General features: G+C 71.0%; 20 protein-coding genes. 10 read left to right on the top strand and 10 right to left on the bottom strand.

The genetic code is table 11. The features are described from left to right. Positions 1-3: 3 nt before the first annotated feature. Positions 4-489 (bottom strand): glutathione peroxidase, encoded by a 486-nt coding sequence (locus ACTWPW_RS08945; protein ID WP_364117422.1) that lies wholly within the window; start codon positions 487-489, stop codon positions 4-6. Between the two features lie 187 nt (positions 490-676). Here ACTWPW_RS08945 and ACTWPW_RS08940 point away from each other — a divergent pair, with 187 nt between their 5' ends. Both ACTWPW_RS08940 and ACTWPW_RS08935 read left to right on the top strand, forming a co-directional pair. After that, the gene (locus tag ACTWPW_RS08940; protein WP_375115416.1) at positions 677-1,072 is read left to right on the top strand and encodes a transglycosylase SLT domain-containing protein; all 396 of its coding nucleotides are present in this window, start codon (positions 677-679) and stop codon (positions 1,070-1,072) included. A gap of 334 nt (positions 1,073-1,406) precedes the next feature. Further along, positions 1,407-1,874, top strand: a complete 468-nt coding sequence (locus ACTWPW_RS08935; protein WP_375115417.1) for a transglycosylase SLT domain-containing protein — start codon at positions 1,407-1,409, stop codon at positions 1,872-1,874. 27 nt (positions 1,875-1,901) lie between these two features. Here the strand turns inward: ACTWPW_RS08935 and ACTWPW_RS08930 are convergent, their stop codons facing one another. After that, a complete protein-coding gene (locus ACTWPW_RS08930) occupies positions 1,902-2,549 on the bottom strand; it encodes a TetR/AcrR family transcriptional regulator (protein WP_364117416.1) in 648 nt (215 codons plus the stop codon). A gap of 84 nt (positions 2,550-2,633) precedes the next feature. Here ACTWPW_RS08930 and ACTWPW_RS08925 point away from each other — a divergent pair, with 84 nt between their 5' ends. Further along, the gene (locus ACTWPW_RS08925) at positions 2,634-3,749 is read left to right on the top strand and encodes a ferritin-like domain-containing protein (RefSeq protein WP_364117415.1); all 1,116 of its coding nucleotides are present in this window, start codon (positions 2,634-2,636) and stop codon (positions 3,747-3,749) included. Between the two features lie 34 nt (positions 3,750-3,783). Beyond that, positions 3,784-6,867 carry an NACHT domain-containing protein gene (locus ACTWPW_RS08920; protein WP_443168399.1) on the top strand — a complete coding sequence of 1,028 codons (3,084 nt, stop codon included), beginning with the start codon at positions 3,784-3,786 and terminating at the stop codon, positions 6,865-6,867. Here the strand turns inward: ACTWPW_RS08920 and ACTWPW_RS08915 are convergent. Together ACTWPW_RS08915 and ACTWPW_RS08910 are read right to left on the bottom strand one after the other, a co-directional pair. After that, positions 6,763-8,076 (bottom strand): sensor histidine kinase, encoded by a 1,314-nt coding sequence (locus ACTWPW_RS08915; protein WP_375115420.1) that lies wholly within the window; start codon positions 8,074-8,076, stop codon positions 6,763-6,765. The genes ACTWPW_RS08920 and ACTWPW_RS08915 overlap by 105 nt on opposite strands. A gap of 53 nt (positions 8,077-8,129) precedes the next feature. Beyond that, entirely contained in the window at positions 8,130-8,603 is a 474-nt protein-coding gene (locus tag ACTWPW_RS08910; RefSeq protein ID WP_375115421.1) for a nucleoside deaminase, read from the bottom strand. 135 nt (positions 8,604-8,738) lie between these two features. On the opposite strand from ACTWPW_RS08910, the gene ACTWPW_RS08905 reads away from it, so the two are divergent. Further along, positions 8,739-10,523 carry an ABC transporter ATP-binding protein gene (locus ACTWPW_RS08905; RefSeq protein ID WP_443168398.1) on the top strand — a complete coding sequence of 595 codons (1,785 nt, stop codon included), beginning with the start codon at positions 8,739-8,741 and terminating at the stop codon, positions 10,521-10,523. After that, positions 10,520-12,370, top strand: coding sequence for an ABC transporter ATP-binding protein (locus ACTWPW_RS08900; RefSeq protein ID WP_375115423.1), 1,851 nt, complete (start codon positions 10,520-10,522; stop codon positions 12,368-12,370). The genes ACTWPW_RS08905 and ACTWPW_RS08900 overlap by 4 nt, the downstream gene beginning before the upstream one ends. Here ACTWPW_RS08900 and ACTWPW_RS08895 read toward each other — a convergent pair. The 6 genes from ACTWPW_RS08895 to ACTWPW_RS08870 all read right to left on the bottom strand — a co-directional run bounded on the left by ACTWPW_RS08895 (position 12,367) and on the right by ACTWPW_RS08870 (position 15,410). Further along, positions 12,367-12,804, bottom strand: coding sequence for a hypothetical protein (locus ACTWPW_RS08895; RefSeq protein ID WP_375115424.1), 438 nt, complete (start codon positions 12,802-12,804; stop codon positions 12,367-12,369). The two genes, ACTWPW_RS08900 and ACTWPW_RS08895, sit on opposite strands and share 4 nt — an antisense overlap. A gap of 126 nt (positions 12,805-12,930) precedes the next feature. Continuing rightward, the gene (locus tag ACTWPW_RS08890) at positions 12,931-13,233 is read right to left on the bottom strand and encodes a hypothetical protein (protein ID WP_375115425.1); all 303 of its coding nucleotides are present in this window, start codon (positions 13,231-13,233) and stop codon (positions 12,931-12,933) included. A 56-nt stretch (positions 13,234-13,289) separates the two neighbouring features. Next, positions 13,290-13,625, bottom strand: a complete 336-nt coding sequence (locus ACTWPW_RS08885) for a DUF202 domain-containing protein (RefSeq protein WP_375115426.1) — start codon at positions 13,623-13,625, stop codon at positions 13,290-13,292. A 14-nt stretch (positions 13,626-13,639) separates the two neighbouring features. Next, complete coding sequence (locus ACTWPW_RS08880) at positions 13,640-13,966, bottom strand: YidH family protein (RefSeq protein WP_364138601.1); 327 nt, start codon at positions 13,964-13,966, stop codon at positions 13,640-13,642. 59 nt (positions 13,967-14,025) lie between these two features. Then, positions 14,026-14,412, bottom strand: a complete 387-nt coding sequence (locus tag ACTWPW_RS08875) for a hypothetical protein (RefSeq protein WP_364138598.1) — start codon at positions 14,410-14,412, stop codon at positions 14,026-14,028. 38 nt (positions 14,413-14,450) lie between these two features. Beyond that, positions 14,451-15,410, bottom strand: coding sequence for an alpha/beta fold hydrolase (locus ACTWPW_RS08870; RefSeq protein WP_443168397.1), 960 nt, complete (start codon positions 15,408-15,410; stop codon positions 14,451-14,453). A gap of 141 nt (positions 15,411-15,551) precedes the next feature. Between ACTWPW_RS08870 and ACTWPW_RS08865 the strand changes: the two genes are divergently transcribed. The 4 genes from ACTWPW_RS08865 to ACTWPW_RS08850 all read left to right on the top strand — a co-directional run bounded on the left by ACTWPW_RS08865 (position 15,552) and on the right by ACTWPW_RS08850 (position 20,685). Further along, complete coding sequence (locus ACTWPW_RS08865; protein WP_443168396.1) at positions 15,552-16,139, top strand: winged helix-turn-helix domain-containing protein; 588 nt, start codon at positions 15,552-15,554, stop codon at positions 16,137-16,139. Positions 16,140-16,249: 110 nt separating this feature from the next. After that, positions 16,250-17,443, top strand: coding sequence for an MFS transporter (locus ACTWPW_RS08860; RefSeq protein ID WP_443168395.1), 1,194 nt, complete (start codon positions 16,250-16,252; stop codon positions 17,441-17,443). Between the two features lie 120 nt (positions 17,444-17,563). Further along, a complete protein-coding gene (bla, locus tag ACTWPW_RS08855) occupies positions 17,564-18,547 on the top strand; it encodes a class A beta-lactamase (RefSeq protein WP_443168394.1) in 984 nt (327 codons plus the stop codon). Then, positions 18,547-20,685, top strand: coding sequence for a transglycosylase domain-containing protein (locus ACTWPW_RS08850; protein WP_443168393.1), 2,139 nt, complete (start codon positions 18,547-18,549; stop codon positions 20,683-20,685). The genes bla and ACTWPW_RS08850 overlap by 1 nt, the downstream gene beginning before the upstream one ends. Positions 20,686-20,714 lie beyond the last annotated feature (29 nt).

Genomic DNA, 20,714 nt, shown 5'->3' with positions numbered 1-20,714 from the left:
CCCTTAGAGCAGCTTCTCGATCGCCGAGACGACCGCGGGGTCGTCGGGGGTGGTGCGGGGGCGGAAGCGGGCCACGACCCGGCCCTCGCCGTCCACGAGGAACTTCTCGAAGTTCCACTGGACGTCGCCGGCCGCCCCCTCCCCGTCCGGGGCCTGCGTGAGCTCCGCGTAGAGCGGGTGGCGGCCGGGGCCGTTGACGTCGGCCTTCTCCAGCAGCGGGAAGTCCACGCCGTACGTGGCGGCGCAGAACTGCTGGATCTCTTCGGCCGTGCCGGGCTCCTGGCCGGCGAACTGGTTGCAGGGCATGCCGATCACCGTGAAGCCGCGCGGGCCGTACTGCCGGTGCAGCTCGACCAGCGCGGTGTACTGCGGCGTGAGGCCGCACCGGGAGGCCACGTTGACGATGAGGGCGGGCTTGCCGGCCGCCAGCTCGCCCAGGGTCGTGGGGGCGTCCGTGAGGGTGCGAAGCGGGATGTCGCTGAGGCTCATGTTCCGACCCTACAGAACGAGTCAGGCCAGAATTGTGACGCACCCCTCATTTTTCCGACATATCCCCAGAAGAAGGTATATATCGAGATCTTTACTGACGATCTACCTTTTCATGGTCAATTCGCTGTAAAGGGAACCCATCGGGCAGGGTGGCGCGGTCCACGAACCCCCTCGAAAGGGAACCCGCATGCCCATGCTCCGCCGTACCGGCGTCCTGGTCCTGACCGCCACACTCGTGGCGGCGGGCGGCGCCCCGGCCGCACAGGCGCAGAGCTCCCAGACCAGCGGCAGGAACAAGTCCATCGCCAAGGCCATGGTGGCCCAGCGAGGCTGGGACAAAGCCCACTTCAGGTGCCTGGTCCTGCTCTGGTCAAGAGAGAGCGGCTGGAACCACCGCGCCGGCAACCGCTCGGGCGCCTACGGAATCCCGCAGGCGCTCCCGGGGCACAAGATGGCCTCGTCGGGCCGCGACTGGCGGACCAACCCCCGCACCCAGATCAGGTGGGGCCTCGGCTACATCAAGCAGCGGTACAAGACGCCGTGTCGCGCCTGGGCGCACTTCCAATCCCACCATTGGTACTGAGCCAAACCCCAGGCTTGTCCGCGTTTTCCGGCAAGGCCCGCCCATTTGGGTGGCGGACCGCGCAATACCGGTCCAGCGAACGGACCCTTTATCCGCAACGATCACACAAACACCTGTCCTTCGCGTGTCTTGGTGTATGACCCGCGGTGACCGCGCGTAATAGGAATCGTGCTAGAGGACACGTCGCGGCGCCCTCCGGGCCGCCCAGCACGACCGGGCGGACGCAGGATCCCGGAGGGCCGCGCGGACCCTCCACGTCCGAGCCACGGACGCGGACCGGCAGGGCGCCCGTCGAGGGCGCCCGTCCGCACGCGACCCGACAGCGAGGATCACATTGGACGGCAAACGCGCGATAAGCGGCACCATTATCTCTTTCACCGCGGTCACCGCCTTCGGCGCCACCGCACCGGCCAGGGCCGAGAGCGTCGAGAGCGGACCACCGATCAAGACCCGGATCTGGACCACGTCAGCGCAACCCAAGATGTCGGCCGTGCGGCCGGCCAGCAGGAACAAGAAGATCGCCCTTGACCACGTCGTCCAGCGGGCCTGGAACTACCGGGAATTCCGCTGCCTGGACGCCCTGTGGACCCGGGAGAGCAACTGGAACCACCGGGCCCTCAACCACTCGTCGGGCGCGTACGGCATCCCGCAGGCCCTTCCGGCCGGCAAGATGCGCGGCGCGGGCCACGACTGGAAGTCCAATCCGGAGACGCAGATCCGGTGGGGCCTGGCCTACATCAAGGGGAGGTACGGCAGGCCGTGCGGCGCCTGGGGGCACTGGAGATCGCACAACTGGTACTAGCCGGCTCCGGAGGGCACCCGGGGCAGCTCACCGGGTGCCCTCCCGACGCCCCGCATGGGCCTCGATCGCCGTGATCAGCAACTCCAGCCCGAAGTCGAACTCGGCCTCGTGGTCGCACTCGGCGAGCAGGTCCGCCAGCGAGCTCACTTCGGGGAACAGCGCCGGATCGACCCCGTCGGCCTTGATCGTCCGGGTCTGGACGGGCGCGAACGTGGGCGTCACGCCGACCTCGCGCAGCAGCGAGCCCACGATGTAGGCGATGAACATGCGCAACATCCGCACCGCGTCCGCGCCGTCGAACCCGGCGCTGCGCAGCGTGGCCAGCGCCCGCTCGACGGGCAGCAGGCCGGCGGCCGAGTGGAGCTGGCGGCTGACCACGAGCATCGTGGAGCGCGGGTGGTGGTGGGCGATCTGCCGGAAGGCCCGCGCCTGCATGCGCACCCGGTCGGTCCAGTGCGCGTCGGGGTCGTCGGTGAACTCGATCTTGCTCAGCACCGCCTCGGCCACCCCGTTGAGCAGGGCGTCCTTGTTGGGCACGTGGTTGTAGAGCGACATCACGCCCACCCCGAGCTCGGCCGCGATGCGCCGCATGGAGACCGCGTCGGCGCCCTCCCGCTCGATCAGGTCGATGGCCGTGGCGACGATGCGTCCTCGGGAGAGAGGCTCGGATGGCATAGCTCATTCTATTGACTGACGTACGGCGTACCTGCAAGCTCGAAACACGGACGTACGGTGTACGTAACCCCCCTCGGAGGTCCCATGTCGACCCACGATCTCTACACCATCCCCCCGGAGCTCTCCACCTGGGACGTCGAGATGTCCGGAAGCAGCCGGTTCACCTGGGAGTACGACGACGGCCGGGACCGGATGCTGGCCTTGTACCAGAAGGGCAAGGACAAGCAGTGGGACTCCACCAAGCGCATCGACTGGGACCTGGAGGTGGACCCGTACAACGTGCTCGGGATCCCCGACCAGACCATCGCCATCTACGGCACCCCGCTCTGGGACCGGATGGACGACAAGATGCGCAGGGACGTGCGGCTGCACGGCGCGGCCTGGCAGTTCTCCCAGTTCCTGCACGGAGAGCAGGGCGCGATGATCTGCTCGGCCAAGATCGTTGAGTCGGTGCCCGACCTGGACTCGAAGTTCTACGCGGCCACGCAGACCATGGACGAGGCCCGCCACGCCGAGACCTACGCCCGGTTCCTGCAGGAGAAGGTGGGCCTGGCGTACCCGATCAACGAGCACCTGAAGGCGCTGCTCGACAGCACGCTGAGCGACTCGCGCTGGGACATGCCGTACCTGGGGATGCAGGTCCTCATCGAGGGGCTGGCGCTGGCGGCGTTCGGGGTCATGCGCGACATCACCACCAAGCCGCTGCCCAAGCAGATCCTCGCGTACGTGATGCAGGACGAGGCCAGGCACGTCGCGTTCGGGCGCATGGCGCTGCGCGACTACTACGGGAACCTGTCGGGGAGCGAGCTGCGCGAGCGCGAGGACTTCGTCATCGAGGGCTGCTACCTCATGCGCGACCGCCTGCGCGGCCGGGAGACCTGGGAGCACCTGGGCCTGTCGAAGGCCGAGGTCGCGGAGGCCATGGAGGCCACGGACAGGTCCGAGTACCTGCGGCTGTTCAGGTCGCTGCTGTTCAGCCGGATCGTGCCGTGCGTCAAGGACATCGGGCTGTGGAGCCCGCGGCTGCAGGCGGCGTACGCGGAGATGGGCGTGCTGGAGATGGCCGGGCAGTCGCTGGAGGCGCTGATGCGCCAGGACGAGGACATCGCCGAGCAGCTGGACGCGGCCCGCTTCGCCGAGGAGGAGGCCGAGCGGCACGCGGAGGTGGCCGAGACGATCGCGCTCGGCACCGAATCCTGAACGCGTCGCCGCGATCTTCGGCAGACTGGGTGGGATGCGGCAGATCCTCACCTATCGCGACGCCGTGGTGCTCCTCGGCGGCCCGAGCCGGCTCACGAACGTGCTGGACAAGGCGTCATCCATAGCGCTGTTCGGCACGGGCGGCATCGACCTGTTCGACGCCCGCGCCGAGGCGGTCCGGCTGGGCGACGCCTTCCTCCGCGGGCTGCGCGACAAGGTGAAGGGCCTGAGCCGCCACGACACGACGCAACGGCTGGCGGCGGCGCACACGGTCATCGTGATCGCCGCCTACCTCGAGGTGCTCGCCGAGGTGGACGTGCTGCGCGAGCTCACCCCCGAGGACCAGCGCAGGATCACCGGGATCGACGGTTTCGGGCAACTCCTGACCGTGGCCACCATGCCGATGCCCACCCCCGCGGTTCCGCACGAGAAGGTGCTGGACGAGCTCCTGCGCTCATACAGCGCACTGACCGGTTCGCTGGTCCGTTTCCTGTCCGGGCTCGCCCGCTGGGACGCCTGGGACGAGACCACGCGGGCCCGGCTGTCCGAGGACATACCCCCTCGGGCGGTGCGCCGCTACGAGGAGTCCTTCCGCCGGCTCGTCGCCGAGTTCCCCGAGGTGGCCTGCTGGTCCGACCTCGTCGGTCACCAGGCCACCCGGGAGGAGGTCAGGAGCCTGGCGCGGGGGCTGGCGGGAATCCAGGAGCAGCTGGCCAGGATCCCCCCGACCCGCGGCCCGTCCGACCGGCTGGCGGCGCTGATCCGGTCGAACCGGGCCGCCCTCCGGCGCCCGATCGTCACCTCGGCCAGGACCCCGGCCGGGATGACGATCCCCGTCCTGGACCAGGGCTACGTCAACCCGGGCTTCCGCCTGCTCGAACCTTTCTGGAACCGCCTGGTCACCTCGGAGGAGACCTGGGCGGCACTCCCCCGCCGCCACGACCTGGACGCCTTCCTGGCCGGGCATCTCACGCTCCCGCAGGCCACCGAGGCGCCGCTCCTGGTGCTCGGCCAGCCGGGCGCGGGCAAGTCCGTGCTGACACGCGTGCTCGCGGCCCGGCTGCCCGCGGAGGAGTTCCTCCCGCTCAGGGTCGAGCTGCGCGGCGTCCCCGCCGACGGCGACGTGCTGGCGCAGATCGAGCACGGCATCAGGGCCGCCCTGGACGAGGCGATGTCCTGGCCCGACTTCGTGCACGCGGCCGGGGGCGCGCTGCCGGTGGTCATGCTGGACGGGTTCGACGAGCTCCTCCAGGCGACCGGGGTCAACCAGACCGACTACCTGGAGCGGGTCGCCCAGTTCCAGCACGCCCAGGCGGAGCGGGGGCGGGCTCTGGCGGTCGTCGTCACGTCCAGGACCGTGGTCGCGGACCGGGCGCGGCTGCCCGAGGGCTCGTACGTGGTGCGGCTGGAGCCCTTCGACGACGACCAGGTCCACCTGTGGGTCACCACCTGGAACCACGCCAACTCCGGCTATTTCCGGGAACGCGGCCTGGAGCCGCTGCCGGTGGACCGGGTGCTGGCCGTCCCGGCGCTCGCCGAGCAGCCCCTGCTCCTGCTCATGCTGGCCCTGTACGACGCCGACGCGAACGCGCTGCGGCTCATGCGCGAGGACCTCCACGAGGCGGAACTGTACGAGCGGCTGCTGACCGGGTTCGCCGCCCGCCAGGTCCGCAAGTCCGACGAGCACCTCGCGGACGCGGAGCTGGAGCGCGCGGTGGAGGACGAGCTGCTGCGCCTGTCGATCACCGCGTTCGCGATGTTCAACCGCGGCCGGCAGTGGGTCATGGAGGACGACCTCGAGGCCGACCTCCGCGCGTTGCTGCCCGCGGCGCAGGAGGCCACGCCGCAGGCCCACGGTTTCCGCCGCCCGCTGACCAGGGCGGAAGGCGTCATCGGCGGCTTCTTCTTCGTCCACACGACCCAGGCCCTGCGGGATCAGCAGCGGCTCAAGACCTACGAGTTCCTGCACGCCACGTTCGGCGAGTACCTGGTCGCCCGCCTGGTCGTCAGGGAGCTGGCCGACCTGGCCGAGGAGCTGGCGGCCGCCGAGTCGCGCCGCCGCCCCACCAGGCCGGACGACGCCTACCTGCACGCGCTGCTGTCCTTCGCCGGCCTGACCGTCCGCGCCCCCACCGTGGACTTCCTCGAGTACGGCATCGAGCGCCTCATCCCCGCCGACCGCCGCGCGCTGCTGACGCGGCACCTGTGCGAGCTGTTCTCGCAGTCCCTCATGGCCCGTCCCGGGTCCGCCTACGACGCCTACCAGCCGGCGCGGATCGAGGTGACCGCCCGGTGCGCCGTCCACAGCGCCAACCTGCTGCTGCTGGCCCTGCTGTCGTCGGGCGAGCCGATCCCGGGGACCGAGCTGTTCCGCGTCGAGCAGCCGGAGCCGGCGAACGAGTTGTGGCGCCGGATCGCCCGGCTGTGGCACTCGCAGCTCGTGCGCGCGGAGTGGGACTCGCTCACCCGCGCGGTCAGGGTCCGTCATTTCCTGCGCGACGGGACGCGGATGATGATGATCGAGTTCACCCGGACCCCGGTCATCGACTCGGATGACCTGGTCTTCCACACCTGGCCCTTCGACGCCGCGCCGGAGCAGTTCTACCGCCTGGAATCGGCGAACTCCACCTGGATGCGCGAGATCTCCTTCCGTGACGACACCGCGCTGGGGCATCTCCACGCCGACCTGCTTCCGTACGTGGTGGAGATCGACCACGGACTGGCGGCATACCCGCACAGCCCGGTCGCCGACCTGCTGGCGGTCCTGCTGAGCCCGGCCCCGGCCTACCTCCGATACGAACGGGCTCTGCTCCATGGGCCGAGTTGGGCCTACGTGGACCGGGTGCTGCGGCAGCTGGAGCTGGACGCGCGAGAAATGCCGGGCGAGGACGTGCTGAAGCTGCTGCGCATCGCCTGCCATCGCTGGACCGGGCCGGATCGTCTGATGCGCGTCGTGCGCGTCCTGGAGGACCGCCGGGACCTCGACCCCAGGGTCTCCCAGCAGGCCGCCGAGCTAGTCCTGTGGAAGTCGAAGGATCAGCCGAGTTTCCGGCCCCTCTCCGATGCTGAGATCGCCGCCATGGGAGCGGGCGATGTCGCGGGCGATCGGGAGCCCTAGACCGCTTCCTCCGGCGTCCCTGGAGCGGGTCCGGTTGAGCCGGGTGAACCGCTCGAACACGCACTCCCGCAACTCCTCGGGGATCCCCGGCCCGTCGTCCACCACCTCCAGCACCGCGTCGTCCCCGCGGGCCAGCACGCTGACCCTGATGAAGGAGTCCCCGTACCGGTCGGCGTTGGACAGCAGGTTCCCGAACAGGCGGGCCAGCTGCAGCCGGTTGCCCTGGACGAACACGCGGGGCTCGGCCTCCACCGTCACCGGCAGCCGGCAGGTCCGCCGGGCGACCTCCTCCTCCACCAGCCGCCCCAGGTCGACCCGCTCCGCCGCCACCGGCGCCCCGGCGTCCAGCCGGGCCATCATCAGCAGGTCGTGCACGATGTCGGACAGCCGGCGCGCGTCGTCCAGCGCCGCCCGCCAGTCGGCCTCGGTACGATCCTCCAGCCCCGCCTCCAGCCGTACCATCAGGCCCGTGATCGGGGCGCGCAGCTCGTGGGAGGCGTCGGAGACGAAGCGCCGGTGCCGCTCGACGGCGTCCTCCAGCCGGGACAGCGTGTCGTTGACGGTGGTGGCGAGCTCGGCGACCTCGTCGCGGGTGGCGGGCACCTCGACGCGCCGGCTGAGGTCCTCGGCGCTGATCCGTTCGAGCCCCTGGCGGATGCGCTCCACGGGGGCCAGCACGCGGCCGACGCCGTACCAGGTGCCCCAGGCCATCAGCGCCAGGAGCAGCACCGCCGGGCCGAACAGGAGCGCCGGCAGGAAGGACGACCGCAGCAGGAACGGCTCCCGCACCGCCGCGTAGGCGACGATCGGACCGTACACGGTGGCGCGGTTGCTGGTGCCGACCACGAGCATGCACCCTTCGGGCTGGCAGACCCGGGCGTCGACCCGTGATTCGCCGCCGGTCGGCCGGGCCCTGGTGAGCGGTGGGCTGCCGGTGAGCCCGCGGCTGGCCGCCACGACGTTGCCGCTCGCGTCCACGATCTGCAGGAGCCCGATGCCCTGCTGCGGTGGGATCGGGCCGGGGAAGCGGTAGGTGTCGACGATCGTCGTGAGGCGCCGGCTGGCGGCGGCCGCCTGGTCCAGGAGGTCGGCGCGGGCTCGTGCGGGGTACACCGCCATGGTGATCGCCACTCCGGTCATGAGCAGGACCCCGAACAACGCCACCGTGGCGATCGTCATCCGGGCCCTGATGGAGCGGCAGTGCACCATGGATCGACTTTGCCACGCAGCGTACAAACCGCAGGTCAAACGGGTGTCGGTCGTCAGCCGTGGTAGCGGCGGTGCAGCTCGCGGACCTCCCCGACCAGCTCGGGCACCGGGCCCTCCACGACCACGCCGGGCGCGACCTCGTTGACCGGCAGCGTGCGCACGGGCGGCGCGGGCACGCCCAGCTCGGCCAGCCAGGCGGACAGCTGGGCCGAGGAGGCGACGTAGACGATCCGCCCCAGTCCCACCCACGCGTGCGCGGCCGCGCACATGGGGCAGTGCTCGCCGGAGGTGTAGACGGTGGCCGCGGCCCGCTCCTCGGGCGTCATGTGCTCGGCGGCCCAGCGGGCGAGCGCGAACTCCGGATGTTGCGTGCGGTCCCCGGCCGCGACCCGGTTGTGGTCCTCGGCCAGGACGGCGCCGTCGCCGGAGACCAGCACCGAGCCGAACGGCTCGTCGCCCACCTCCAGGGCCCGCGTGGCGAGCTCGACGCAACGCCGCAGGTGCGGAAGCTCTGCTTGGTCGATCACGGATTCCTCTTCGTCGCAAGGCCGGTTATGGTCTGCCAGAAATGCACGATCTTTCACGTTTCCCCATGTCACGTACAGGAAACCGACCCTGAGGCCACAGAAAATCGGTTGATCCCACGTATTAGCCTAGAAGGGATGCCTCCCGATACGCACACACCTCGCCGTCCCCTGCTGTCCTCCAACTCCTTGTGGCGGATGAAGTCCTACCTCCGCCCGTACGTCGTCAGATTGGTCATCATCTGGCTGTCCGCGATCGTCGGCATTGGCGTCGGCATCGCCCTGCCGCTCATCAGCGGTGAGATCATCGACGGCCCCGTGGCACACGGCGACTCCGACGCGCTGCTCCCGCTCGGGCTGCTCGCGATCGGCGTCGGCGTCCTCGAGGCCCTGCTGATCTTCTTCCGGCGGTGGCTCCAGGTCAAACCGGTGCTCGGCCTGGAGACCGCCATCCGCGACGACCTGTACGAGCACCTGCAGCGCCTGCCCATGGGCTTCCACGGAGACTGGCAGTCCGGGCAGCTGTTATCACGGGCCACGACGGACCTGTCGACGATCCGTCGTTTCCTCGGCTTCGGCATGCTCTTCCTGGTCATGAACATCCTTCAGCTCATCACGGTCACCGTGCTGCTGCTGAACATGTACTGGCCGCTCGGGCTGCTGGTGCTGGCCTCGTCCGTGCCGATCGTGTGGACGTCGCTGCGCTTCGAGAAGCGCTACATCAGGATCTCCCGCCAGGTCCAGGACCAGCAGGGCGACCTCGCCACGCTCGTCGAGGAGTCCGCGCTCGGGATCCGCACGATCAAGGCGTTCGGCCGCCGCCACCACGTCTACGACCGCTACGACGACGCCGCGCTCAAGGTGTACGGCACGTCGATGGACAAGGTGCGGCTGTCCGCCAAGTTCTTCTCCTTCCTGGAGTTCATCCCGAACATCACGCTGGCCCTGGTCCTGCTGCTCGGCGCGCTGGCGGTCGGCTCCGGCGCGCTGACGCTGGGCACCCTGGTGGCCTTCACCACGCTGATGCTGCAGCTCGTCTGGCCCATCGCGAGCCTCGGCTACATCCTGGCCATGGCCCAGGAGGCGATGACCTCCGCCGACCGCCTGATGGAGGTCATGGACACCGTCCCGGCCATCGAGGGCGGCAGCGACACCATCGAGCGGCCGCGCGGCCACCTGCGCTTCGAAGGCGTCGGCTTCGGCTTCGCCGACTCCGAGGAGCCGGTGCTGCGCGACGTCTGGCTGGAGGTCCGGCCGGGCGAGACGGTGGCCATCGTGGGCGCGACCGGGGCGGGCAAGACCACCCTGACCGCGCTGGTGCCCCGGCTGATCGACCCCACCTCGGGCCGGGTCACGATCGACGGGCACGACGTACGCGACCTCGACCTCAGGACGCTGCGCTCGGTGGTGGCGACGGCGTTCGAGGAGCCCACGCTGTTCTCGATGAGCGTGCGCGAGAACCTCACCCTCGGCCGGCTCGACGCCACCGAGGAGGAGCTGGCCGAGGCCATCCAGACGGCGCAGGCCATGTTCGTCTACGACCTGCCGTGGGGCCTCGACACCCGGATCGGCGAGCAGGGCCTGTCCCTGTCGGGCGGCCAGCGGCAGCGCCTCGCCCTGGCCAGGGCCGTGCTGAGCAAGCCGCGGATCCTGGTGCTCGACGACACGCTGTCCGCGCTCGACGTCGAGACCGAGGCCCTGGTGGAAGAGGCGCTGCGGCACGTGCTGCGCGAGGCGACCGGCATCGTGGTCGCCCACCGCGCCTCCACCGTGCTGCTGGCCGACAAGGTGGCGCTGCTGCGCGGCGGCACGATCACCCACGTCGGGCAGCACCAGGAGCTGCTGGCCCAGGTCCCCGAATACCGGGAGCTGCTGGCCCAGGACGCCGACTTCGACGACGCGTCGGAAGGGGCTCTGCGATGACGACCACGGCTCCGGAGACCAAGCCGGACGCGAGGTCCTGGCTCGGCGTCGCCTCCGAGGACCAGGACGAGCTGCCGGCCAAGGTGTCCGTGCTGCTGCGGGCCCGCTCGCGGCAACTGCTCGGCGCGCTGCTGCGCCCGTACCGCAAGAAGATCACGCTGCTCATCCTGATCATCGTGGTCTCCAACGCGGCGGGCCTGTCGATCCCCTTCCTGGTCTCGGTGGGCATCGACGATGGCATCCCGCCGATCACCCGCGGGTCGGGCGCCGGCGTCCTGCTCACCGTGGTCGGGGTGATCCTGGCCGCGGCGGTCACGCAGGCGCTGACCCGGCAGGCGTTCCTGCGGCTGTCGGGCACGATCGGCCAGAGCATCCTGCTGGAGCTGCGCAGGAGGGTGTTCGACCACTTCCAGCGGCTGTCGCTGAACTTCCACGAGAAGTACACCTCCGGGCGCGTCATCTCGCGGCTGACCTCGGACATCGAGGCCATCGCCGAGCTGCTCCAGTCGGGGTTCGACGCGCTGGTCAAGGCCGTGCTGACCATGGTCGGCACGGCGGTGCTGCTGCTGATCCTCGACGTGCACCTGGGCCTGGTGGCGCTGGTCCCGCTGCCCCTGCTGCTGCTGTTCACCAAGTGGTTCCGCCGGCAGTCGGCCATCGTCTACCGGCGTACCCGCGAGACGGTGGCCCTGGTGATCGTGCACTTCGTGGAGTCGATGACCGGCATCCGCGCGGTGCAGGCCTTCCGCAGGGAGCCGCGCAACCAGGAGATCTTCGAGCAGCTCAACGACGACTACCGGGACGCGAACGCGCGCGGCATGCAGCTCGGCGCCACGTTCATGACCGGCATCAAGCTGATCGGCAACCTGACGATCGGCGGGGTGCTGCTCTACGGCGGCTGGCTGGCCCTGCACGGTGACGTCAAGGTCGGCGTGCTGACGGCTTTCCTGCTGTATCTCCGGCAGTTCTACGAGCCGATGCAGGAGGTCAGCCAGTTCTACAACACGCTGCAGTCGGCCGGCGCGGCGCTGGAGAAGCTGTCGGGCGTGCTGGAGGAGGAGCCCGGCGTCCCCGAGCCGCGCGAGCCGGCGGCGCTGCCCGGCGGCCGGGCGCGCGGCAAGGTGCGCTTCGAGGCCGTCGAGTTCTCCTACGTCAAGGAGATGCCGATCCTGCCCCGCCTGGATCTGACGATCCCGGCGGGACAGAGCGTGGCGCTGGTCGGCGCGACGGGTGCGGGCAAGACGACGCTGGCCAAGCTCATCTCCCGCTTCTACGACCCGACCGAGGGCCGCGTGCTGCTCGACGGCGTCGATCTGCGCACGCTCGACGAGCCGACGCTGCGCCAGGCCGTGGTCATGGTGACGCAGGAGAACTTCCTGTTCAGCGGAACGGTCGCGGACAACATCCGGTTCGGCCGGCCCGACGCCACCGACCGGCAGGTACGCGAGGCGGCCAAGGCCATCGGCGCCCACGAGTTCATCGCGGGCCTGCCCGACGGCTACGAGACCGAGGTGGGCAAGCGCGGTGGGCGCATGTCCGCCGGGCAGCGGCAGCTCGTGGCGTTCGCCCGGGCGTTCCTCGCCGACCCGGCCGTGCTGATCCTGGACGAGGCCACCTCCAGCCTCGACGTGCCCAGCGAGCGGCTGGTGCAGCGCGCGCTGCGGACGATCCTCGCGGAGCGGACGGCTCTGATCATCGCGCACCGGTTGTCGACCGTCGAGATCGCCGACCGGGTGCTGGTCATGGAGCGCGGCCGGATCGTCGAGGACGGCCCGCCGGCCCAGCTCATCGCGGCCTCGGGCCGGTTCGCCGGGCTGCACCAGGCCTGGCTGGACAGCCTGAGCTAGTGGAGCGGGCGGGCCGCGGCCACGATGTTCGTGTACAGCTCATATCCCACGAACACGGCCAGCGGCACGCCCAGCGCCACCAGTAACCGGCCGGGCAGGTGTGCCCGCGCGGGAGCGGGCACACCTCTCCGCACCGGCACCGGCGCCGGTCCAGTGGCCGGGACCGGTGCCGGATCCGGCTCGGGCCCGGGAACGAGCTCGGGGTGGCGGGTCAGATACCCGGAGGGGAACCAGGTCACGTCGTATGCGCCGCAGTCGGGGCAACCGGTGCCCGACCAGGGCGGCGGCACGGGAACTCCCGAGCTGAGCCAGATGTCGACCCCGTTGCCGTACGCGTCGGAGAGATGTCTGACGACGAATTCCTCTTCCCACACGTGCAGGCAGCGAAGGCATTCGTAGGGCCACATCTCGCGGGTGTCGAACCCGTCGGTCATCAGGACCACCCCCGGCTGTTCGATCGCCGTTGCGTCCCGAGTGTCCGCCCGGCTCCGATCTCCCTGCAAGACGGGCTTTCTGCCACCGACCGCTACGAATTCCTTACCCACTGTCAGGGTTTGGAGTCAGTAAAGCGGCCTCGGCACCGGGCTGAGCAACGGCGTCGCGTCCGGGACGCCCGGCTCGACCGGTGGGATCAGCTCCGGATGGCGTGACAGGTAGCCGTCCGGGAACGTGGTGGCCTGCTGACAGCCGCACCGCGGGCAGATGGCGCCCGGCGAGGGCGGCGGGACGGGCAGCCCGGCGCGCAGCCAGATCTCGCCCGCGTTGCCGTGGTCGTCTTCGATCCGTCTGACGACGTAGTCTTCCTCCCATACGTGCCAGCAGCGCCGGCACTCGAAGGGCACTTTCCTGTGTTCCTCCTCCATGAGGTCACCCCCTTGGTTCGAGTCTCCGCCTCCTTCCCGAATTCCCGCAACCAGGCTCACCGAACGGTGAACACAAAGGTCAAAGCGCCCGCGACCACGCTCAACGTGCCAAGCCAGGCGAAAAACGCGTCGAGCCCGGCGTCCAGGGGCAGGCCGGCGTGCAGCGCCGCCTGCACCCGCCGGAACCGCAGCCTCGTCCTGATCAGCAGCACCCCGCCGCAGAGCGCGGCCATCGCGAAACCGGCGATCGCGATGGCGGGCAGGCCGCTCCTGGCGGCCACCCCGGCCGCGCCGAGCCCGCCGGTGGACAGCGCCACGGCCGTGCGCACCCAGGCCAGCCGGGTGCGCTCGCTCTGCAGGCCCCGGTCCCAGATCTCCTCTTCCCCCGTCATCTGTCAGGCGCCTGTCAGGCCGACAGGATGATGAGCACGAGGGCGACCACGGCCACGGCGGCGACGCCGTACCCGAAGACGGCCGCGAGGGCGGGCGGCGGCAGCGGCGCCTGCTGACGCAGCGCCCGCTGGATGTTGCGCCAGCGGGGGTAGGCCATGCCCGCCGCCAGCGCGGAGAGGGTGACCAGCACGACGGCCAGCGTCGTACGGATCCACGGCACGAACACGTCCGCGGGCACGGCCGCCATGGCGACCCCACCCGCGCTGAGCGCCAGCGCCGTGCTCAGCCACGTGAGGAAGGTGCGTTCGTTGGCCAAGGTGAAACGCGGGTCGGGTTCCATGGGAAAAACGGTAGTTCGTCCCTATTTCCCCTAGAGAAGCCGGGATTCTCCCTGGCTACTCAGCTGCAGGCCTGCGCGATCTTCTCCACGTAGGCGGCTCCGTCGGCGGTGACCTTCTGTGCCGCGTCCACGGCGTCGTTGACGTCGTTGACGGTGATGCCGGTCAGCGTGGCGGCCAGATCGTCGGAGGCCTCCTTGATCGTGGTGTTGGCGGCCTTGTCGGCCACACCGTTGAGTTTCGCGGCGGCGTCGTCGAGGGCCTTGTCCATGGCCTGCGGGTCGTTGGTCAGCTGGCTGATCTGCGCGCCCAGGTCGGCGATGATCTTCGGCGCCTCCAGGCAGGCCTGGGCCTTGTCGATGGTGCTGTTGACCTCGCTGCAACCGGCGACGAGGACACACGAGGCGAACAGGGCCAGGGGCACGAACCGGCTCTTGAAGTGAGGCATGTCTCGACCCTACCCAAGGGCCCGGCCACGTGCCGTGATCACGCGGCTCGCGGGAGCGAACTCAGCCAGCCGGCCAGCAGGTCGTTGACCTCGTCCGGGCGTTCCTGCTGCACCCAGTGCCCGCAGCCGTCCAGGATGTGGGCGCCGGCCAGGCCGGGCATGGTCTGCGGGAACGCCTCGATGGCGCCGGCCATCCAGGTCGTGCTGGCGTCGAGCGCGCCGCCCACGAACAGCGCCGGCTGCCTGATCGGCGCGCCGTCCCAGGCGGCCAGGTCCGCCCAGTCCCGGTCGACGTTGCGGTAGCGGTTGAGCGCCCCGGTCAGGCCGGTCCGCTCGAACTCGCCCGCGTAGACGTCCAGGTCGGCCTCGGTGAGCCAGGAGGGCAGGACGTCCTTGGGGAAACGGTCGCGCAGCCGGCCGCCCTCGGGCACGAAGTAGGCGCCCTCCCCCTCCGCGGACAGGGCGGCGTAGAAGCCGGCCAGCCAGCCGCGCACGTCGGGCTCGATTTCCGCCTCGGCCCGGCCGGGCTCCTGGAAGTAGCTGACGTAGAACTCCTCCTCCCCGCCGACCGCGGCGAAGCCGTCGGTGGGGCGGTGGGGGCCGCGCGGCGCGTACGGGACGCTCAGCAGGCCGGCCGCCCGGAAGAGGTCGGGCCTGAGCAGGGCGGAGTGGGCCGCGATCGACGAGCCCCAGTCGTGGCCGACGATCACCGCCGACCGCTCGCCGAGGGCCCGCACGACGGCCGCGTTGTCGGCCACGTGCGCCAGCATCCGGTAGTCCGCCGTGCGGGCGGGCTTGGACGAGCGGCCGTAGCCGCGTACGTCGAGGGCCGCCGCCCGGAACCCGGCCGCGGCGATCGCCGGGAGCTGGTGGCGCCACGAATACCACGACTCGGGAAAGCCGTGCACCAGCAGCACCAGCGGGCCGCTGCCCTGCTCCGCCACGTGGATCCGGCCCCCGGGCACCTCGACCAGCCGATGCGTGACACCTTCCGCCATGTCGGCCCCCCTCTTCTCGCTCTCCGGGAACTATGCGCCGCTGGCGTGCCGGAACGCGAACCACGTTGCCGTTCCGGCAAAGTGCGTGCATTCCAAAGGAATCCTTGACATCCTCGGGCTCTTCGCCCGAAGATTCCAAGCATGTCTTTGGAATCCACGCCCGGGCGGCCGCGGCGGGTGCTCGACGACCCGGCGGCGATGCGGGCGTTCGCCCATCCGGTCCGGCTGGCGCTGCACGAGCTGCTGCTGCGCGCGGGCGCGGCGACCGCCGCCGACGCCGCCCGCGAGGTCGGCATCAGCCAGGCGCTGGCCTCCTACCACCTGCGGCAACTCGCCAAATACGGCTTCGTCGAGCAGGCCGAGGCGCGGGACGAGCGGGAGCGGCCGTGGAAGGTGACCGAAACCGTCCAGGACTGGGCCGACGGCGACACCACGGCCGCCCGAGGGCTGCTGGAGCAGGTCCTCGCCGAGCGGGCGCTGTCGCGGCTGGTCGAGTGGCAGCAGCACCGCGCCGACGAGACCGGGGCGTGGCGGGCGGTCGGCGGGGTGGGGAACACCTACCTCTACGCGACGCCGGAGGAGATCGAGGCGATCGGTGCCGACCTGGCGAGCCTGCTGGAGCCGCTGATGGCCCGCGTCGCCGATCCGGCCGCCCGGCCCGAGGGGTCGCGCCCGGTCCTGCTGACCCAGATGCTCGTCCCCCTCCCCCCGACCGCCTCCGGTGACTGAGGTGCGGAGGTCTCCCTCACCGGGTCCGGCCGCCGAGGTCCGGCGGTCCTTGTCGCCGAGTCCGGCGGCCGAGGCGCGGGGGGCTTTCTCGCCGGTTCGGGGTGGCGCCGGTGAGTGAGGCAGGGGGCGGGATCCGGGGGTTGCTGGGCGGGAGCCGGGACTTCCGGCGGCTGCTGGCGGCCGGCCTGGTCTCCCAGACCGGCGACTGGGCGATCGGCACCGGCCTGGCCTTCCACGTCTACCAGCTGACCGGCTCCACGCTGTCCACCGCGATCATGCTGCTGGTCTCGCGGCTGCCCGACGTCGTGCTGGGCCCGCTGGCCGGGATGCTGGCCGACCGCTGGGACCGCCGCCGCCTGCTGGTGACCACGGACCTGCTCCTCGCCGCCGGGCTGCTGCCCCTGCTGGCGGTACGCGAGCCGGCCCAGGTGTGGATCGTCTACGCCGTCGCGCTGTGGACGGGCGTGCTCAGCACGCTGCTCGCCCCCGCCCAGAAGGCGCTCCTCCCCCAGCTCGTGGCCGAGTCGCAGCTCGTCCGGGCCAACGCCCTGCACGGGCAGAGCGGCCAGGCCGCCCGCCTGCTGGGGGCGATGGCCGGCGGGGTCGCGGTCGGCGCGGGCGGGCTGGCGGCCGTCGTGTGGATCGACGTGGCCTGCTTCGTGCTCTCGGCCCTGCTGCTGGCCGGCCTGCGGGCGCCGGGCCGGGCCGCCCCGACGTCGCGCCGGGCCGGCGGGCGGCCGGCGCCGGTGCGGGACGCGGGGGTCCGGCTGCTGGTGGCGTACATGGCGATCACGGGGCTGGGCGAGGGGATCTTCGCGACGCTGGCGGCGCCGTTCGTGGCGGACGTGCTGGGCGGTCGCGGGGAGGCGTACGGGCTGTTCCTGTCGGTGCAGGCCGTCGGCGGGATCGCCGGGGGGCTGGCCGTGGCGGCGTACCCGGGGAACGCCTCGCCCCGGGCGCTGCTGGGCTGGGGGACGGTCGTGTTCGGGGCGGTGGACCTGGCGCTGTTCGCGTACCCGCTGGCGTTACCCGCGCTGTGGCCCGCGCTCGTGCTGATCGTCGTGGCCGGCGTCCCTTCGGCGGCCGCGATGGCGGGATTCACCACCCTGGCCCAGACGCTCACCGGCGATGACCGCCGGGGTGCCGTCTTCGGCCTGCTCGGCAGCGCTCATGCGGCCACGGGGCTGCTGGGCATGGCGCTCGCGGGCGCGCTCGGCGACCGGATCGGCATCGTGGCGACGCTGTGCCTGCATGCCGGCGGGCTGGTCGCCGCGGGGGTGCTGGTCCTTCTACGGCGGCGCTGACCTGCTGTCATATGGGATTCGATATCGAACTTTTCCCGATATCGCTATTAGACATCGGCTGATCGCATCTGCTTTGCTCCTGCCCTCTGACCTGATGACGGACGACAGCAAGGACATGGCATGCGACACCTCCGCGCCCGCCGCTACCCGGCCGCGCTGCGGGCGACCGCTCTGACGATCTCCCTCCTGGCGGGCGGCACGCTGACATCGGGGACGGCCACGGCCGCCCCGGCGGCGAGCGCCGAGCGGTCGGCGCCCGTGGGATTCGCGACCGTCCAGCCCGCACCGGTGGCCGCGGCCCGCGTCAAGAAGGAGCTGCGCGCTCTGGAGGCGTCCTTCAAGGGCCGCATCGGCGCGTACGCCATCGACACCGCCACCGGCAGGACGGTCGCGTACCGGTCGGGCGAGCGGTTCGCGCTGCTGTCCACGTTCAAGGCGATGGCCTGCGCGGCGGCGCTGGACAGGGCCCGCACCTCCGAGCCCGGCCTGATGGACAAGGTCGTCAAGTGGACGGCCGCCGACCTGAAGCCCAACTCGCCGACCACCGAGAAGCACGTCAAGGACGGCCTGACGGTCGCGCAGCTCTGCCAGGCGACCATCACCCTGAGCGACAACACCGCGGGCAACATGGTGCTCAAGCAGATCGGCGGCCCGGCCGGGCTGACCAGGTACTTCCGCACGCTCAAGGACCCGGTCTCCCGCCTGGACCGCTGGGAGACCGAGCTGAACGACTGGACCCCCAAGGACAAGCGCGACACCACCACGCCCGCGGCCATCGCCCGTGACCTGCGCCTGGTCACCGCCGGCAACGCGCTCGACGCCAAGGACCGGGAGCGGCTCAACGCCTGGCTGGTGGCCACCGAGACCGGCGACGCGCGCATCCGCGCCGGCCTGCCCAAGACCTGGACGATCGGCGACAAGACGGGCACGAACTCGGAGATCGGCGCGGCCAACGACATCGCCGTGGCCTGGCCGTCCGGCAGGTCGGGTGCCCCGATCATCCTGGCCGTCTACACCAACCGCGAGGTCGCCGGCCTGCCCGCCGACGACACGGTCATCGCCCGGGCCGCCACGATCCTGGCCCGCGGGCTCGGCAGGCTCTGATGTCACGTCGGGGGACGAAGATCATACGCCTGGGCGCCGCGGGTGCGGCGGCGGGCGTGCTCGTGGCCGCCATCGCGATCCCGGCCGTCGGGGGCGCCGGGTTCGGGTTCGTGACGGCCGCCGGTGAGGTGAACCTCAAGCCCGCCGACCTCGCCGAGCCGCCGCCGGCCGAGGTCACGATCGTGCGGGACGCCAAGGGCGGCGAGATCGCCCGCTTCTACGAGGAGTACCGCGAGGTCGTCGGCTTCGACGAGATCTCCGAGACGATGAAGACGGCCATCGTGTCGATCGAGGACTTCCGGTTCTACGAGCACGGGGCGATCGACATCGAGGGCACGCTGCGGGCGTTCGCGACGAACCTGCAGTCGGGCCGGGTGAGCCAGGGCGGGTCGAGCATCACCCAGCAGTACGTCAAGCAGGTGCTGCTCAACTCGGCCGACACCGAGGCGGAGCGGAACGCGGCCCTGGAGGCGAGCTACGCGCGCAAGCTCAACGAGCTGCGGTACGCGATGGGGATCGAGGAGAAGTACACCAAGGACCAGATTCTCGAGAAATATCTGAACATCGCGTATTTCGGCGCCGGCGCGTACGGGGTGGAGGCGGCGGCCAAGCGCTTCTTCGGCGGGTCCGCGGCCAAGCTGACCCTGCCGCAGGCGGCCACGCTCGCGGGGGCCGTCCAGGACCCGAACGCCACCGACCCCAACCTGGGCAAGCAGCATCGCGAGCGCCTGCTGAAGCGCCGCAACGTGGTCCTGGACCGGATGGCCGAGCTCGGCAAGATCACCACCGCCGAGGCGGCCAAGGCGAAGGCCACCAAGCTCGGGTACAAGGGCACGCAGATCCCCGGCGGCTGCGAGTCCAGCAAGTATCCGTACTTCTGCCTGTATGTCCGGCACGAGATCCTCAGCAACCCCGACTTCGGCCGCACCGCCAAGGCCAGGCTGACGATGCTCAACCGCGGCGGCCTGACGATCAGGACGACGATCGACCCGGCCATGCAGGCCGCCGCCGACCGGGCCATCAAGCGGTACGTGCACGCCTCCGACGAGCCGGTCGCCTCCGAGGCCCTGGTGGAGCCCGGCACGGGGGCGATCAGGGCGATGGCCGCCAGCAGGCGGTACGGGAGGAGCGCGGCCCGGAACGAGATCTCGTACAACGTGGTCGCCGACGCCGCGCACGGGGGCGGCATCGGCTTCCAGCCCGGCTCCACGTTCAAGACGTTCACCCTGATCACGGCGCTGGAGGAGGGCATGAAGCTGGACGACGGCCTCACCGCCGGCGCCGGCTACCGGGCCCCGGCGTACTCGACGTTCAAGAACTGCGCGGACCAGAGCGTCGGCGACCCGACGCACACCGTCACCAACGACGAGGGCTCCCCCGGCTGGAAGACGCTGCGGAGCGGGACGTGGGACTCGGTGAACACGTTCTTCATGGAGCTGGAGGAGCGGGTCGGGCTCTGCGACACGGTCAAGACGGCCAAGTCGCTGGGCATCCGGCGGGCGGACGGGAAGAAGCTGCAGGAGTTCGAGACGTTCACGCTCGGCATCAACGAGGCGGACCCGGTGACGGTGGCGAGCGCGTACGCGGCGATCGCGGCGCGCGGCACGTACTGCGCCCCGATGGTGATCACCCACATCACGGACAGGAACGGCAAGACCACCCGCTACCGCCCGAAGTGCCGCGAGGCCCTGGAACCGGCGATCGCCGACGCGACCGCCGAGGTCCTGTCCGGGGTGTTCACGAAGGGCACGATGAGCGGGGTCGGGGGCATCGGCCGGGACGCCGCCGGCAAGACGGGCACCACGGACGACTACGCGTCGGCCTGGTTCGCCGGCTTCACCCCGGACCTGGCGGCCGCGGTCAGCCTCGGCGACCCCCGGGGATCCCAGCGTCACAAGCTGACGGGCGTGACGATCGGCGGCCGGTACTACGGGGCCGTCCAGGGGGCCAGCATCCCGGGTCCGATCTGGAAGGACACGATGATGTCGGCACTGAGGGGGGTGGAGCCGACGGCCTTCACACCGATCGACGCCGCGCGCTTCGAAGGGTGCGGCGAGGGCTGCCGCCAGGAGAAGCCGGAGGAGCCCGGCGAAGCGACCCCGGAGGTGACCCTCGGCCCGGACGACATCCTGGAATAGGTCTGCCGTCTGGGCGGCGCTCCACCGCC

This window comes from Nonomuraea sp. KM90, assembly GCF_052246675.1.
GTDB lineage: Bacteria > Actinomycetota > Actinomycetes > Streptosporangiales > Streptosporangiaceae > Nonomuraea.
Note: the sequence above shows the minus strand (reverse complement) of the source record. Positions and strands in the feature narration are given on the sequence as shown.

What these genes read in the sequence shown, in the direction of transcription:
- ACTWPW_RS08945 (WP_364117422.1), bottom strand. Translation starts at nt 489, where the DNA reads ATGAGCCTCAGCGACATCCCGCTTCGCACCCTCACGGACGCCCCCACG.
- ACTWPW_RS08940 (WP_375115416.1), top strand. Translation starts at nt 677, where the DNA reads ATGCCCATGCTCCGCCGTACCGGCGTCCTGGTCCTGACCGCCACACTC.
- ACTWPW_RS08930 (WP_364117416.1), bottom strand. Translation starts at nt 2,549, where the DNA reads ATGCCATCCGAGCCTCTCTCCCGAGGACGCATCGTCGCCACGGCCATC.
- ACTWPW_RS08925 (WP_364117415.1), top strand. Translation starts at nt 2,634, where the DNA reads ATGTCGACCCACGATCTCTACACCATCCCCCCGGAGCTCTCCACCTGG.
- ACTWPW_RS08920 (WP_443168399.1), top strand. Translation starts at nt 3,784, where the DNA reads ATGCGGCAGATCCTCACCTATCGCGACGCCGTGGTGCTCCTCGGCGGC.
- ACTWPW_RS08915 (WP_375115420.1), bottom strand. Translation starts at nt 8,076, where the DNA reads ATGGTGCACTGCCGCTCCATCAGGGCCCGGATGACGATCGCCACGGTG.
- ACTWPW_RS08905 (WP_443168398.1), top strand. Translation starts at nt 8,739, where the DNA reads ATGCCTCCCGATACGCACACACCTCGCCGTCCCCTGCTGTCCTCCAAC.
- ACTWPW_RS08900 (WP_375115423.1), top strand. Translation starts at nt 10,520, where the DNA reads ATGACGACCACGGCTCCGGAGACCAAGCCGGACGCGAGGTCCTGGCTC.
- ACTWPW_RS08895 (WP_375115424.1), bottom strand. Translation starts at nt 12,804, where the DNA reads ATGACCGACGGGTTCGACACCCGCGAGATGTGGCCCTACGAATGCCTT.
- ACTWPW_RS08890 (WP_375115425.1), bottom strand. Translation starts at nt 13,233, where the DNA reads ATGGAGGAGGAACACAGGAAAGTGCCCTTCGAGTGCCGGCGCTGCTGG.
- ACTWPW_RS08885 (WP_375115426.1), bottom strand. Translation starts at nt 13,625, where the DNA reads ATGACGGGGGAAGAGGAGATCTGGGACCGGGGCCTGCAGAGCGAGCGC.
- ACTWPW_RS08880 (WP_364138601.1), bottom strand. Translation starts at nt 13,966, where the DNA reads ATGGAACCCGACCCGCGTTTCACCTTGGCCAACGAACGCACCTTCCTC.
- ACTWPW_RS08875 (WP_364138598.1), bottom strand. Translation starts at nt 14,412, where the DNA reads ATGCCTCACTTCAAGAGCCGGTTCGTGCCCCTGGCCCTGTTCGCCTCG.
- ACTWPW_RS08870 (WP_443168397.1), bottom strand. Translation starts at nt 15,410, where the DNA reads ATGGCGGAAGGTGTCACGCATCGGCTGGTCGAGGTGCCCGGGGGCCGG.
- ACTWPW_RS08865 (WP_443168396.1), top strand. Translation starts at nt 15,552, where the DNA reads ATGTCTTTGGAATCCACGCCCGGGCGGCCGCGGCGGGTGCTCGACGAC.
- bla (WP_443168394.1), top strand. Translation starts at nt 17,564, where the DNA reads ATGCGACACCTCCGCGCCCGCCGCTACCCGGCCGCGCTGCGGGCGACC.
- ACTWPW_RS08850 (WP_443168393.1), top strand. Translation starts at nt 18,547, where the DNA reads ATGTCACGTCGGGGGACGAAGATCATACGCCTGGGCGCCGCGGGTGCG.